14 protein-coding genes are annotated in these 13,635 nt (G+C 71.8%); 5 read left to right on the top strand and 9 right to left on the bottom strand.

Annotation, left to right across the window (positions count from 1 at the left end; all coding sequences use genetic code 11):
• Positions 1-79: 79 nt before the first annotated feature.
• From ACZ55U_RS07955 to ctaC, 3 genes are read right to left on the bottom strand one after another with little or no spacing between them, the layout of a single operon-like run.
• Positions 80-496, bottom strand: coding sequence for a cytochrome c oxidase subunit 4 (locus ACZ55U_RS07955; protein ID WP_465523586.1), 417 nt, complete (start codon positions 494-496; stop codon positions 80-82).
• Positions 496-2,271 carry an aa3-type cytochrome oxidase subunit I gene (ctaD, locus tag ACZ55U_RS07960; RefSeq protein ID WP_465523588.1) on the bottom strand — a complete coding sequence of 592 codons (1,776 nt, stop codon included), beginning with the start codon at positions 2,269-2,271 and terminating at the stop codon, positions 496-498. The genes ACZ55U_RS07955 and ctaD overlap by 1 nt, the downstream gene beginning before the upstream one ends.
• The gene (ctaC, locus tag ACZ55U_RS07965; RefSeq protein ID WP_465523590.1) at positions 2,268-3,122 is read right to left on the bottom strand and encodes an aa3-type cytochrome oxidase subunit II; all 855 of its coding nucleotides are present in this window, start codon (positions 3,120-3,122) and stop codon (positions 2,268-2,270) included. Before ctaC ends, ctaD begins: the two co-directional genes overlap by 4 nt.
• Positions 3,123-3,491: 369 nt before the next feature.
• Here ctaC and ACZ55U_RS07970 point away from each other — a divergent pair, with 369 nt between their 5' ends.
• Complete coding sequence (locus ACZ55U_RS07970; protein WP_465523592.1) at positions 3,492-4,886, top strand: aminotransferase class V-fold PLP-dependent enzyme; 1,395 nt, start codon at positions 3,492-3,494, stop codon at positions 4,884-4,886.
• A 10-nt stretch (positions 4,887-4,896) separates the two neighbouring features.
• Here the strand turns inward: ACZ55U_RS07970 and ACZ55U_RS07975 are convergent, their stop codons facing one another.
• Positions 4,897-5,874: a carbohydrate kinase family protein gene (locus tag ACZ55U_RS07975; protein WP_465523594.1), complete on the bottom strand. Its 978-nt coding sequence runs from the start codon at positions 5,872-5,874 to the stop codon at positions 4,897-4,899.
• Positions 5,875-6,149: 275 nt separating this feature from the next.
• Here ACZ55U_RS07975 and ACZ55U_RS07980 point away from each other — a divergent pair, with 275 nt between their 5' ends.
• Positions 6,150-6,356 carry a hypothetical protein gene (locus tag ACZ55U_RS07980; protein WP_465523596.1) on the top strand — a complete coding sequence of 69 codons (207 nt, stop codon included), beginning with the start codon at positions 6,150-6,152 and terminating at the stop codon, positions 6,354-6,356.
• Positions 6,357-6,459: 103 nt separating this feature from the next.
• Positions 6,460-7,110: a hypothetical protein gene (locus ACZ55U_RS07985; RefSeq protein ID WP_465523598.1), complete on the top strand. Its 651-nt coding sequence runs from the start codon at positions 6,460-6,462 to the stop codon at positions 7,108-7,110.
• A gap of 68 nt (positions 7,111-7,178) precedes the next feature.
• Here the strand turns inward: ACZ55U_RS07985 and erpA are convergent, their stop codons facing one another.
• Positions 7,179-7,532, bottom strand: a complete 354-nt coding sequence (gene erpA / locus ACZ55U_RS07990) for an iron-sulfur cluster insertion protein ErpA (RefSeq protein ID WP_316520866.1) — start codon at positions 7,530-7,532, stop codon at positions 7,179-7,181.
• A 243-nt stretch (positions 7,533-7,775) separates the two neighbouring features.
• Here erpA and ACZ55U_RS07995 point away from each other — a divergent pair, with 243 nt between their 5' ends.
• Positions 7,776-8,636, top strand: a complete 861-nt coding sequence (locus ACZ55U_RS07995; RefSeq protein WP_465523599.1) for a GNAT family N-acetyltransferase — start codon at positions 7,776-7,778, stop codon at positions 8,634-8,636.
• Between the two features lie 91 nt (positions 8,637-8,727).
• On the opposite strand, the gene ACZ55U_RS08000 is transcribed toward ACZ55U_RS07995, so the two are convergent.
• From ACZ55U_RS08000 to ACZ55U_RS08010, 3 genes are all read right to left on the bottom strand, one after another.
• Complete coding sequence (locus tag ACZ55U_RS08000; RefSeq protein ID WP_465523601.1) at positions 8,728-10,101, bottom strand: pyridoxal phosphate-dependent decarboxylase family protein; 1,374 nt, start codon at positions 10,099-10,101, stop codon at positions 8,728-8,730.
• A gap of 185 nt (positions 10,102-10,286) precedes the next feature.
• On the bottom strand, positions 10,287-10,751 hold the full coding sequence (locus ACZ55U_RS08005) for an Lrp/AsnC family transcriptional regulator (protein WP_465523603.1): 465 nt from the start codon (positions 10,749-10,751) through the stop codon (positions 10,287-10,289).
• Between the two features lie 153 nt (positions 10,752-10,904).
• Entirely contained in the window at positions 10,905-11,825 is a 921-nt protein-coding gene (locus ACZ55U_RS08010) for an NADP-dependent oxidoreductase (RefSeq protein WP_465523605.1), read from the bottom strand.
• 220 nt (positions 11,826-12,045) lie between these two features.
• Between ACZ55U_RS08010 and nadA the strand changes: the two genes are divergently transcribed.
• Positions 12,046-13,230: a quinolinate synthase NadA gene (gene nadA, locus ACZ55U_RS08015; RefSeq protein WP_465523607.1), complete on the top strand. Its 1,185-nt coding sequence runs from the start codon at positions 12,046-12,048 to the stop codon at positions 13,228-13,230.
• 97 nt (positions 13,231-13,327) lie between these two features.
• Here nadA and pspAA read toward each other — a convergent pair whose 3' ends face one another.
• A complete protein-coding gene (gene pspAA, locus ACZ55U_RS08020) occupies positions 13,328-13,621 on the bottom strand; it encodes a PspA-associated protein PspAA (protein ID WP_359826351.1) in 294 nt (97 codons plus the stop codon).
• Positions 13,622-13,635: the final 14 nt, after the last annotated feature.

The raw sequence follows: 13,635 nt of genomic DNA on the forward strand, positions 1-13,635 counted from the left end.
AGGCCGTCACCCGGGGAGACGCAGCAGGGCCGGTCCCCCCGTGCGGGGGGACCGGCCCTGGTGCCGGAAGCGGAGAACCCTACTGGTTCTGGTTCTCGCCCCGGTAGAACTCGAAGACCCATCCGAAGATGCCGATCAGGATGATCGGGGCGGCCCAGAACATCAGCCACCAGCCGAAGATCACGCCCAGGAAGGCGAGCGCGCCACCACAGGCCAGCGCGAGCGGCTGCCAGCTGTGCGGGGCGAAGAAGCCCAGCTCGCCGGAGTCGTCCGCGACCTCGGCCTCGGGGTTGTCACCCGCGCCGCTGTCCACCCGGCGGGCGGTGAAGGCGAGGTAGTACCCGATGAAGGCGCAGAGGCCGAAGGCCAGGAACAGCGCGGTGGTGCCGGCGGCCTCGATGCCGCGGTCCGAGTGGTTGGTCCACAGGCCGTAGGTGATGGCCATGGCCAGGACGAAGACCGACAGGCCGAGGAAGATCTTTCCCTGTTCCTTCATCAGGCGTCGCCCTCCTTCTTGCCCTTGCCCAGCTGCGGGGCGTCGTACTTCGCCGGGGTCACACCGGCGAGGTGCTTGGCCGGCTCACCGTGGTTCTCCAGGTAGTCCAGCGCGGCGATCTCCGGGTGGTGGAGGTCGAAGGCCGGGGATTCGGAGCGGATCCGCGGGAGGGTGAGGAAGTTGTGCCGCGGCGGCGGGCAGGAGGTCGCCCACTCCAGGGAGCGGCCGAAGCCCCACGGGTCGTCCACGGTGACCTTCTCGCCGTACTTGGCGGTCTTCCAGACGTTGTAGAGGAACGGCAGGATCGACAGGCCGAGCACGAAGGAGCCGACGGTCGAGACGGTGTTCAGCGTGGTGAAGCCGTCCGAGGCCAGGTAGTCGGCGTAACGGCGGGGCATGCCCTCCGCGCCGAGCCAGTGCTGCACCAGGAAGGTGGTGTGGAAGCCGAAGAACAGCGTCCAGAAGGTGATCTTGCCGAGGCGCTCGTCCAGCATCTTGCCGGTCATCTTCGGCCACCAGAAGTGGAAGCCGGCGAACATCGCGAACACGACGGTGCCGAAGACCACGTAGTGGAAGTGGGCGACGACGAAGTACGAGTCCGAGACGTGGAAGTCGATCGGCGGGGAGGCCAGCAGGACACCGGTCAGACCACCGAAGAGGAAGGTGACCAGGAAGCCGACCGTCCAGAGCATCGGCGTCTCGAAGGACAGCGAGCCCTTCCACATGGTGCCGACCCAGTTGAAGAACTTCACGCCGGTCGGGACCGCGATCAGGAAGGTCATGAAGGAGAAGAACGGCAACAGCACTTGGCCGGTGACGTACATGTGGTGCGCCCACACCGTCACGGACAGACCGGCGATCGCGATGGTGGCCGCGATCAGGCCGGAGTAGCCGAACATGGGCTTGCGGCTGAAGACCGGGACGATCTCCGACACGATGCCGAAGAACGGCAGCGCGATGATGTACACCTCGGGGTGGCCGAAGAACCAGAACAGGTGCTGCCAGAGCAGCGCCCCGCCGTTGGCCGGGTCGAAGACGTGGGCACCGAACTTGCGGTCCGCCTCCAGGGCGAACAGCGCGGCGGCCAGCACCGGGAAGGCCAGCAGGACCAGCACCGAGGTCAGCAGGACGTTCCAGACGAAGATCGACATCCGGAACATCGTCATGCCGGGGGCGCGCATGCAGATGATCGTGGTGATGAAGTTGACCGCACCGAGGATCGTGCCGAAGCCGGAGAAGGCCAGACCCATGATCCACATGTCGCCGCCGATGCCGGGCGAGTGCACGGCGTCCGACAGCGGGGCGTAGGCGAACCAGCCGAAGTCGGCGGCGCCGTTCGGGGTCACGAAGCCCGCCACCGCGATGGTCGAGCCGAAGAGGTACAGCCAGTACGCGAACATGTTCAGACGCGGGAAGGCCACGTCCGGGGCGCCGATCTGGAGCGGCATGATCCAGTTCGCGAAGCCCGCGAACAGCGGCGTCGCGAACATCAGCAGCATGATCGTGCCGTGCATCGTGAACGCCTGGTTGAACTGCTCGTTCGACAGGATCTGGGTCCCGGGACGAGCCAGCTCGGCGCGCATGACCAGGGCGAGGATGCCACCGATCAGGAAGAAGGCGAACGACGTCCCCAGGTACAGGGTGCCGATCGTCTTGTGGTCGGTGGTGGTCAACCACTTGATGATGGTCGAACCCGGCTTCCGGGTCCGCTGCGCCCCGACCGTGACGGCACCGGCGCTCCCGCCGGCCGCGGCGGGCTCGTTGAGGATTGTCACTTCTCTTCACTTCCCATGCCGATGAGGCCGGAGGGCACCGCGCCGTTCTGGCCCTTGGCACGAAGTTCGGCCAGGTGCTTGTCGTAGTCGGCGCGGTCGACGACCTTGACGTTGAACAGCATGCGCGAGTGGTCGACGCCGCAGAGCTCGGCACACTTGCCCATGTACTCGCCCTTGACGGTCGGGGTGACCTCGAACTTGTTCACCACGCCCGGCACGACGTCCATCTTCATCATGAAGTTGACGGGCCAGAAGTCGTGGATGACGTCACGCGAGGTGAGACGGAACTGCACCGTCTCGTTGACCGGCAGCCAGAGCGTCGGAGCGTCCTTGGGCGTACCGACCTCGTACGCGGCGTCCTTGTTGGCCGGGTCGGGGGTCTCGGTGTTCTCGTAGTTGAACGCCCAGCTCCACTGGAAGCCCACCACGTTGACGTAGTGCTGCGGCTTCTCGGAGGTGGCGGTCAGCTTGGCCTCGTCGCGGGCGACGAAGTAGAAGAGCACCGAGACGATGATGATGGGGACCGCGGTGTAGAGCGCCTCGATGGGCACGTTGTACCGGGTCTGCGGGGGAACCTCCACGCCGGTGCGCTTGCGCCGGTGGAAGATCACGCTCCAGATGATCAGACCCCACATCAGTACGCCGACCACCAGCGCCGCGATCCAGGAGCCCTGCCACATCTGGAGGACCATGGGTCCTTCCTTCGTGACGGGGCTCGGGAGGCCAAGCCTGGGGAGGTCGTTGGCCGAGCAGCCGGTGGCGGTCGCGATGACGAGGCCCAGTGCCAGCGCCTGAGGCAGCTTCCGCCGCATCGTGCGCCGCGGCGAGCGGTCGGAGCCGTTGGGACTCACGTAGCGCCTTCCCGAAGTCTCGCCCGCCTTCGCGTCGCCCCGGGGAGGAGTGTGAGCCTCCCCGGCGACCCGTCCACGGGCACGGTTTGAATGCTTATGCGGGCCAAACCCTACTCCAGCCTTATGCGCTCCTGACGGGCAGCCCCCGGTAACGCGCCGCCTGCTAGCCCGATCAGGCCCGGCAAGGGCTGCGCCGCAGGTCATCGTAGGCATTCGAGGTCCGTACGCCCGATCGGGGGATGACCTCGGACGACGCCCGTGACGGCCCGTCGGACGTGGATGAAGCGGACATTCGGGGTGATCGACTGACGGCCGGTGAGTCGCGCGACCGGACCGGGACGCACACCGGGTGTGTCGTTAAATGTGACCGTGTACTTCGACGCGGCCTCGACGGCCCCCCTGCACCCCGTCGCGCGGCAGGCCCTGACCGCCGCCCTGGACGAGGGCTGGGCCGATCCGGCCCGGCTGTACCGCTCCGGCCGGCAGGCCCGGATGCTGCTGGACGCCGCCCGCGAGACGGTGGCCGCGGTGCTCGGCGCCCGGCCGGACGAGATCGCCTTCACCGCCAGCGGCACCCAGGCCGTCCAGCTCGGGCTCCTGGGCGCCCTGACCGGCAACCGGCGGCGCGGCGGCCACTTCGTCCACTCCGCGGTGGAGCACTCCAGCGTGCTGCACGTCGCCGAACGCCACGAAGCCGGCGGGGGCGAGGTCGCGGTGGCGCCGGTGGACCGGACCGGCCGGGCCGACCCGGCGGCCTTCGGCGCGCTGCTGCGCCCGGACACCGCGCTGGCCGCGCTGCAGAGCGCCAACCACGAGGTGGGGACGGTGCAGCCGGTCGGCGAGGTCGCCGCGCTGTGCGCCGAGGCCGGTGTCCCCCTGCTGGTGGACGCGGCGCAGAGCGCCGGACGGGTGGACGTCCCGGCGGGCTGGTCGCTGCTGACCGCCAGCGCCCACAAGTGGGGCGGCCCGCCCGGGGTCGGGGTGCTGGCGGTGCGCAAGGGGGTCCGGTACGCCTCGCCGCTGCCGGCCGACGAGCGCGAGGGCGGCCGGGTGCCCGGCTACGTCAACGTCCCGGCGATCGTGGCCGCGGCCGCCTCGCTGCGCGCCGTACGGGCCGAGGCCGATCGGGAGAACGCCCGGCTGCACGCGCTGGTGGAGCGGATCCGCGCCCGGGTGCCGCGGCTGGTGCCCGAGGTCGAGGTGGTCGGCGACCCGGTGCGGCGGCTGCCGCACATCGTCACCTTCTCCTGCCTGTACGTGGACGGCGAGGTGCTGCTGACGGAGCTGGACCGGGCGGGCTTCGCGGTCTCCTCCGGCTCCTCCTGCACCTCGTCCACGCTGACGCCCAGCCACGTGCTTGCGGCGATGGGGGTGCTCACCGAGGGGAACGTCCGGGTCTCGCTGCCGTACGGGACGGCCGAGGCGGACGTGGACCGCTTCCTGGCGGTGCTCCCGGACGTGGTGGCCGGCGTCCGGGCTCCGCTCGGGCTGGACCTGTCGGCACCCGGGCCGGCGGCCGAGGAGCCGCTGCTGGTCATCGACGCCCTCGGCAAGCGCTGCCCGCTGCCGGTGATCGAGCTGGCCAAGCGGATCGGCGAGGTGCCGCTCGGCGGCACGGTCGCCGTGCTGTCCGACGACGAGGCGGCGCGGCTGGACGTCCCGGCCTGGTGCGGGATGCGCGGGCAGGAGTACGCGGGCGAGGCCCCGGCCGCCGAGTACGGCGGCGACCGGGGCTCGGCCTACCTCGTGCTGCGCCGCTCCTGAGGAGCGGGGACTACTTGACCAGGTGGGCGGCGACGTCGGCGGCCGCCTCGGCTCCGTAGGCCTCCTCGAAGCGCGCCAGGAAGGCGGCCGGGCGCAGCTCGTACTCCTGGGTGCCGACGGTCTCGATCACCAGGGTGGCGAGCATGCAGCCGAGCTGGGCGGAGCGCTCCAGCTCCAGGTCCCAGGACAGGCCGGCCAGGAAGCCCGCCCGGAAGGCGTCGCCGACACCGGTCGGGTCGACCTTGGCCTCCTCCTTGGCGCAGCCGACCAGGATCGGGGCCTCGCCCTTGCGGTCGATCCGGACGCCCTTGCTGCCCAGGGTGGTGATCCGGGTGCCGACGCGGCCGAGCAGCTCGTCGCCGTCCCAGCCGGTCTTGCTCTCGATCAGCGCGGCCTCGTACTCGTTGGTGAACAGGTACGCGGCGCCGTCGACGATCTCGCGGATGTCGTCGCCCTCCAGGCGGGCCAGCTGCTGGGAGGGGTCGGCGGCGAAGGCGTAGCCGCGGGTGCGGCACTCCTGGGTGTGGCGGATCATGCCCTGCGGGTCGTCGGCGCCGATCAGGACGAGGTCCAGGCCGCCGACGCGGTCGGCGATCGGCTTCAGCTCGATGTTGCGGGCCTCGGCCATGGCGCCGGTGTAGAACGAGGCGATCTGGTTGTGGTCCTCGTCCGTGGTGCACATGAAGCGCGCGGTGTGGCGGGTCTCGGAGATGTGGACGGAGTCGCAGTCCACGTTGTTGCGCTCCAGCCAGCTGCGGTACTCGGCGAAGTCCGCGCCGGCGGCGCCGACCAGGACCGGGCGCAGGCCGAGCACACCCATGCCGAAGGCGATGTTCGGCGCGACGCCGCCACGGCGGATGTCCAGGGCGTCGACCAGGAAGGACAGCGACACGGTGTGGAGCTGTTCGGCGACGAGCTGGTCGGCGAACCGGCCGGGGAACGTCATCAGGTGGTCGGTGGCGATCGAGCCGGCGACGGCGATACGCACGGGAGGTCTCCTCAGGGGTGGCTGCGGGGCCAACGGGCAGGCGGGGGTGAACCCACCCACGGTACCGGGCCCCGGCGGGCGCCCAGGCAAGAGTGCCGGAAGTTGCCGCCCGCCCGGCCATGGTGGCACCCGCCGGCACCGGATGTGTACTACCTCCCGGTAGCCCTGGTGGCGGCCCGGAGCGCTGCCTAGGGTCGGCCTCAGGAGGCCGCCGCGCGCGGTCTCGACGTCGACCGTGGCAGCGTGGCCACGGCTCTGGATCGGAGCGATGCCCGATGACGACCGACCACTCCCCCGTGCCCGTCCTGCGGACGGACGACGGCGAGTCCCTCGACGCCCTGGTGGACTCCTCCCGGCGGCTGCGCCGGTTCTGGCCGCAGCTCGCGGCCGGTCCGGAGCCCGCCCTTCCCGCCCCGGCCGGCTTCCGGGTGCCCTCCGGGGCGCGGCGGGTGGTCGCCGGGATGGCCGAGTACGGGTTCTGACACCGGAACGGATCGGTAAGGAACCGGATCCGTCCGGGGCACGTCACATCCGCGCGGCGCGGCCGAGCGGGCGGCACCGCTGAACCCTCGGGAGGATGTGCAGATGGATCCGGAGACGATGCCCCGGCGCGGTCGGCGAGTGGTGGCCCTGGGGGCCCTGGCACTGGCGGCGGTGGTGACGGTGGCGGGCTGCGGCGGAGGCGGCAAGCCCTCCTCGGACGCGGCGACGAGCGGCACGCCCGCCGCCTCGGCCTCGGCGAGCGCCTCCCCGCAGGCCTCCGCGGACGCCTCCACGGGCGCCGCGCAGCCGCCGACCGCCGGCGCCACGCCCACCCTGGCCTCGCCCGCACCCGGGCAGCCGGCCCCGTCCACTCCCCCGGGCAACGGGATCGCGGTGGGCGAGCCGAACCCGAACGGTTCGGCCTCGCCGACCCGTCCGCCGGTCGCCTACCGGATCGACGGCACCACCAAGCTGACCGTCTACTTCTTCGGCGGGGTCTGCACCACGTACGCGCTGAAGGCGGACGAGTCGCAGCCGGGCCGGGTGGAGGTGCTGGTCGTGCCGGGCCCGCCCACGGTCGAGCCCGGGCAGAAGTGCAACGCGCTGGCCAAGCGGCAGTCGGTCTCGGCCGATCTGCGCTCGCCGCTGGCCGGGCGGACCGTGGTCGACCGGACCAGCGGCCAGGAGCTGCCCCTCCAGGGCGACCCGCACATGGGGCCGGACCCGGTCACCCCGGACGGCGCCGAGCAGTAGGAAGCCGAGGCGGAGGAAACGGAAAGGCGGCCCCGGGGTGATCCCCGGGGCCGCCTTCCGCAGCAGGCCTAGCTGAACGAGTCGCCGCAGGCGCAGGAGCCGGTGGCGTTCGGGTTGTCGATGGTGAAGCCCTGCTTCTCGATGGTGTCGACGAAGTCGACGGTGGCGCCGCCCAGGTACGGGGCGCTCATCCGGTCGGTGACGACCTTGACACCGTTGAAGTCCTTGATCACGTCGCCGTCGAGCGAGCGCTCGTCGAAGAACAGCTGGTAACGCAGGCCGGAGCAGCCACCGGGCTGGACGGCGACGCGCAGCGCCAGGTCCTCGCGGCCTTCCTGCTCCAGCAGGGCCTTGACCTTGGCCGCGGCGGCATCGGTGAGGAGGATGCCACTCTCGACGGTGGTCTCGTCCTGGACGGTCATCTGCTTTCTCCCGGTCTTGACGACGGTCTGCCGTCAGTGCCAACCAACAGCCGTCCGGTTTCATTTCCCGGGCGGCGGTGGATTTCTGCGGCTTGTCGCGGCTGGTTGTCCGTGGGCCGGGTTCGGCACCCGTGCCCCTACGGTTCCCATGCTCGCACACCCCGGCGGGCCCGGTCACCGCCCGGGAGGCGGATCCGGGTGAACCGGCCCCGCTGCGGCCCACCGGCCGCCAGGATGGTCCTCATGATCCTTCGCCCGGTCAGGGACACCGCCGCGGACGCCGAGGTCGTCCAGGAGCTCGCCGCCGCCGCGTTCGGCGAGGCCGCCCCGGCGGGGGCGGCTCCGGAGCGGTCGCCGCTGCGGCTGGCCCGGACCAGGCACCTGGCGCGCACCGATCCCGGCGGGTGCTGGCTGGCCTCGATCGACGGCGAGCCGGTCGGGGCGGTGCTGTCGATCCGGCGGGAGGGCCTGTGGGCGCCCTCGCTGTTCGCGGTCCGGCCGTCCGCGCAGGGCAAGGGCGTCGGGCGGTTGCTGCTGGAACGGGCGGCGGCGCACTCCCGGGGCTGTCTGCGCGGCATGGTCTGCGCCGCGGACTCCCCGGCGGCGGCCCGCCGCTACCGGCTGGCCGGGTTCACCCTGCACCCGGCGATGCGGCTGGCCGGGCGGGTGGACCGCGGCGGGCTGCTCGATCCGGGGGACATCCCGGTGCACCGGGGCAACGCCACCCACCTGCACCTGCTGGACTCGGTGGACCGGCGGCTGCGCGGGTCCGCCCACGGGCCGGACCACGAGCTGATGCTGGGCCACTTCGAGGAGCTGCTGATCGCCGACGCGCTGGCCGGCAGCGGCTACTGCTACCGGGACGGCGGCGTGGTGCGGCTGCTCGCGGCCACCAGCAGGCGGATCGCCGTCCGGCTGCTGCGGGAGGCGCTGGCCCGGGTGCCGGACGGGGTCGAGGCGCGGGTGGAGTACCTGACCGCGGAGCAGGAGTGGGCGCTGGACGTCGGGCTGGAGGTCGGGCTGACGCCCCGGGCCGGCGGTTTCGTCGGGGTGCGCGGGATGCGTCCGCCCACGCCGTACCTGCCGAGCGGGGCGTTCCTGTGAACCCGCGCACGGGGTGGGCGGGCGCACGGCGTGAGCACGCGTACGGCCCCCCGCCGGAACGCGCCGGTGGGGGCCGTGACGGGGAGCGGGCTCAGGCCATGGTGTCCAGGATCTCCCTGACCATCTCCATGGTGGTGCCCGGGTGCAGGAAGGCGAAGCGGGCGACCGTCTCGCCGTCCCAGCCGGTGGGGGTGACGAAGCCGATCTGGTCCGCGAGCAGCTGCTGCGACCAGCGGTAGTAGTCGTCGTTGGTCCAGCCCTTGCGCTTGAAGCAGACCGCCGACAGCTGCGGCTCGAACAGCAGCTCCAGGTGCTCGGACCCGCGGATCAGCTCGGCGGTCTCCCGGGCCAGGGTGAGGCCGGCCTCGATCGCGTCGGTGTAGGCCTGGACGCCGTGCACGGCCAGCGAGAACCAGAGCGGCAGGCCGCGGGCGCGCCGGGTCAGGTGGTAGGCGTAGTCGGTGGGGTTCCACTCGTCGCCCTCGGTGTGCAGGACGTCCAGGTAGGAGGCGTCCTGGGTGTGCACGGCGCGGGCGAGCTGCGGGTTGCGGTAGAGCAGCGCGGCGCAGTCGAAGGGGGCGAACAGCCACTTGTGGGGGTCCACCACGAAGGAGTCGGCGTGCTCGATGCCGTCGTAGCGCTCGCGCACCGAGGGGGCGAACAGACCCGCGCCGCCGTAGGCGCCGTCCACGTGGAACCACAGGTCACGCTCGCGGGCGACCTCGGCCAGGCCCTTGAGGTCGTCGACGATGCCCTCGTTGGTGGTGCCGGCGGTGCCGACGACGGCGATCACGGTCCCGGGGTCCGGGTCGGCGGCCAGGGCGGCGCGCAGTGCCTCGCCGGTGAAGCGGCGGTTCACGGTCGGGACCTTGAAGGCCTCCACGCCGATGATGTTGAAGGTGTTCTTGACCGACGAGTGCACCTGGTCGGCGACGGCGATGCGCAGCCGGGCCTGCGGACGGCCCTCGCCGGCGAGGCGGCGGCGGGCGGTGTCGCGGGCGACGACGAGGGCGGAGAGGTTGCCCGCCGAGCCGCCGGAGACGAAGGTCCCGCCGGCCGACTGGGGCATGCCCGCGCGGTCGGCGATCAGCCGCAGCACCTGGTTCTCGGCGGCGATCGCGCCGGCCGCCTCCAGCCACGAGATGCCCTGGAGGGAGGCGCAGGAGACGACCATGTCGAACAGCAGCGCGGCCTTGGTCGGGGCGCACGGGATGAAGGACAGGTAGCGCGGGCTGTCGGCGGAGATGACCGCGCGGGACAGCTCGTGGTCGTAGAGCTTGAGCACGTCGGCCGGGTCGTTGCCGTCCTGGTTCAGCAGGCCGGCCAGCTGGGCGCGCAGGTGCTCGCCGTCGCCGGGGTGGTCGAGCGGGACGGGGTCGTACTGCAGCCGGTCCCGCATGTAGTCGAAGACCAGGTCGACCAGGTCGTTGTCGGGCCGGTGCATGCGGTCGGGTGCTGCGGACACGGCTGTCCCTCTCGGCGTGTGGTGTCGGGGGCCGTCCGGTGCGCGGGACGCTTCACCGCGACGACCGGACGTGATCAGCGTAGGCAGCGAGAGTGCCTCCCCGCGCGTCGGAACGCGGCTGGTCAGGCAGGTTTCCAGCGTCTTCGCGCCGCTGCGCGCAGGATTCCTGCGCGCGGCGGGAGGGCTCATCCGATGAGCTGGGAGAGGACCACCGAGGAGCGGCTGCGCTGGACGCCGGGTTCGCGCCGGATGCGCTCGATGACGCCTTCCAGGTGGCGCATGTCGGCGGCCCGAAGGTGCACCAGGGCGTCCGGGTCGCCGGTGACCGTCCAGGCGGCGACCACCTCGGGGAACTGCCGCAGGCTGGCCAGGATCTCCTCGGGGGCGGTGCGCTCGCGGCAGTAGACCTCGACGAAGGCCTCGGTCTGCCAGCCCAGCACGGCCGGGTCGAGCACCACGGTGAAGCCCCGGACCACGCCGCGCGCCCGCAGCCGGTCGATGCGCCGGCGCACGGCGGTGGCGGAGAGGTTCACCTGGAGGCCGATCTCGGCGTACGAGGCGCGGCCGTCGCTGCCGAGCCGGGCGAGCAGGAGCCGGTCGGTCTCGTCCAGGTCGGCCCCGACCACCACGTGTGCTCGGCTACTGCTCATGGGTGAGGGGCTCCACGGGTCGTACGGGGGTCGGCGGGGCGCTCCGGCGGCGGGCGACGGACGGCCACCGCCGAAACGGTTCGTCACCATTCTGGCGGATGACCCCGGTGGCTTCACCGCTGCCGACGACGGCTGGGCCGGACCCGCGCTCCGCTACACCAGCAGCACGATCTTCCCCCGGGTGCGGCCCTCGGCGCTGAGCGCCTGGGCGGAGGCGGCCTGGGCCAGCGGGAAGGTGGAGGCGACGGTGACGGTCAGCCGGCCGTCGTCGGCGAGCGCGGCCAGTTCGGCGAGGTCCGCGGCGTCCGGGCGGGCCCAGACGTACCGTCCGCCGATCGCCTTGACCCCGAAGTCGGTGATCGAGGCGATCCGGCCCGGGTCGGCCACCAGCGCGGTCGAGACCTGGACGGCGCCCCGGCCGACGAGGTCCAGGGCCGCGTCCACCCCGTCGGGGGCGAGCGCGCGGACGCGGTCGGCCAGGCCCTCGCCGTACACCACCGGCTCGGCGCCGAGGCCGCGCAGGAAGTCGTGGTTGCGCTCGGCCGCGGTGCCGATCACCCGGGCGCCGGCGGCCCGGGCCAACTGCACCGCCAGGTGGCCGACCCCGCCCGCGGCGGCGTGCACCAGGACGGTGTCCCCCTCGGCGACGCCCAGCGCCCTCAGCGCCTGGAGGGCGGTGAGCCCGGCCAGCGGCAGGCCGCCGGCCTGTGCCCAGTCCAGCGCGGCCGGCTTGCGGGCCAGGGTGCGGACCGGGGCGGAGACCAGTTCGGCGTAGGTGCCGTGCTCGACGGCGTCCTTGCGGACGTAGCCGTACACCTCGTCGCCCGGGCCGAACTCGGTGACCCCGCCGCCGACGGCGCGGACCACCCCGGCCAGGTCCCAGCCCATGACCAGGGGGAAGTGCACGTCGAGGATGCCGTCCAGGGCGCCCTCCCGGACCTTCCAGTCCACCGGGTTCACCCCGGCCGCCCGGACCTCCACCAGGACGGAGTCGGGGCCGACCTTGGGATCGGGCAGGTCGGTGTACTCGACCACCTCGGGGCCGCCGTAGCGGTTGATCGCAATTGCCTTCATGGCTCAGCCATACCCCGAGGCTTCGAAATATCGATTCGACAACGCTCGACACCCTCGAATTGGCTATCCGGGCCCGCCGGGAGATCCTTTCCGGCGAGCGGTTCTCGTCACATCGACAGGATGGCCATCGTCACTCTGACGCTAACCGGTTATCATAGATAGCGTCAGTTAGACGAAAAGGCCCCACCGCTAGCTCGGCCGCACAGAAGGGCACCCGCCCGTGACCACCACCATCACCGAGACCCACGGCGTCGACCCCGCTCCGACGCCGCTCGCTCTGCTGCTGCTCGGCCGCGAGGCCGACCCGAACAGCGAGCGCGGTGTCGAATGCCCCGGTGACCTCCCCCCGGCCTCCGACCCGAACCTCGTCGAGCGCGCCCGGGCGGCCAAGGCCGCGCTCGGCGACCGCGTCTTCATCCTCGGCCACCACTACCAGCGCGACGAGGTGATCGAGTTCGCCGACGTCACCGGCGACTCCTTCAAGCTCGCGCGCGACGCGGCGGCCCGCCCGGAGGCCGAGTACATCGTCTTCTGCGGCGTGCACTTCATGGCCGAGTCGGCGGACATCCTCACCAGCGACCGCCAGCAGGTCGTCCTGCCGGACCTCGCGGCCGGCTGCTCGATGGCCGACATGGCCACCGCCCAGCAGGTTGCCGAGTGCTGGGACGCGCTGACCGACGCCGGCATAGCCGAGGTGACCGTCCCGGTCTCGTACATGAACTCCTCCGCCGACATCAAGGCCTTCACCGGCAGGCACGGCGGCCTGATCTGCACCTCCTCCAACGCCAAGCGCGCCCTGGAGTGGGCCTTCGAGCAGGGGGAGAAGGTGCTCTTCCTGCCCGACCAGCACCTCGGCCGCAACACCGCGGTGCGGGACATGGGCTTCTCGCTGGACGACTGCGTGGTCTACAACCCGCACAAGCCCAACGGCGGCCTGACCGCCGAGCAGCTGCGCGACGCCAAGATGATCCTGTGGCGCGGCCACTGCTCGGTGCACGGCCGGTTCAGCCTGGACTCGGTGAACGACGTCCGCGAGCGGATCCCCGGCGTGACCGTCCTGGTGCACCCCGAGTGCAAGCACGAGGTCGTCGCCGCCGCCGACATGGTGGGCTCGACCGAGTACATCATCAAGGCGCTGGACGCCGCCGAGCCCGGCTCCAGGTGGGCCATCGGCACCGAGCTGAACCTGGTCCGCCGCCTGGCCAAGGCGCACCCGGACAAGGAGATCGTCTTCCTGGACCGCACGGTCTGCTTCTGCTCGACCATGAACCGGATCGACCTGCCGCACCTGGTCTGGGCTCTGGAGTCGCTGGTCGAGGGCCGGGTGCCGAACGTGATCACCGTCGACCCGGAGACCGAGAAGCACGCCAAGGCCGCGCTGGACCGGATGCTGGCCCTGCCGTAATCCCCGGCCGGCGACGACGAACGGGCGGGCCCCCTCCCACCGGAGGGGGCCCGCCCGTTCGTCTGGCAGCAGTTTCGTCTGGCAGCAGTCGCAGGTGCTACTCGGGGAAACCCGGGATCACGCCTTCGCCGTCGGCCATCAGCAGTTCGCGGACCTCGTCGATCGTCGCGTCGGCACTCGGCAGGATCAGCTCGGACGGCTCCAGTGAATCCAGCGGCAGCGGAGTGCCGTACTGCTTCACCGCGTCGATGAGCTTGCCGTAGGCCTGACGGAAGAGCGTCTCGTCGCCCGACTCCACTGCGGTGACGAGCTCGGCGTCGAGCTCGTTGAGCAGGTTCAGGTGGTCCTCGCCCACCTCGTACTGCCCCTCACCCATGACCCTCATGATCATGCCGTGCGTCTCCC

The organism is Kitasatospora sp. NPDC034533 (assembly GCF_055575155.1).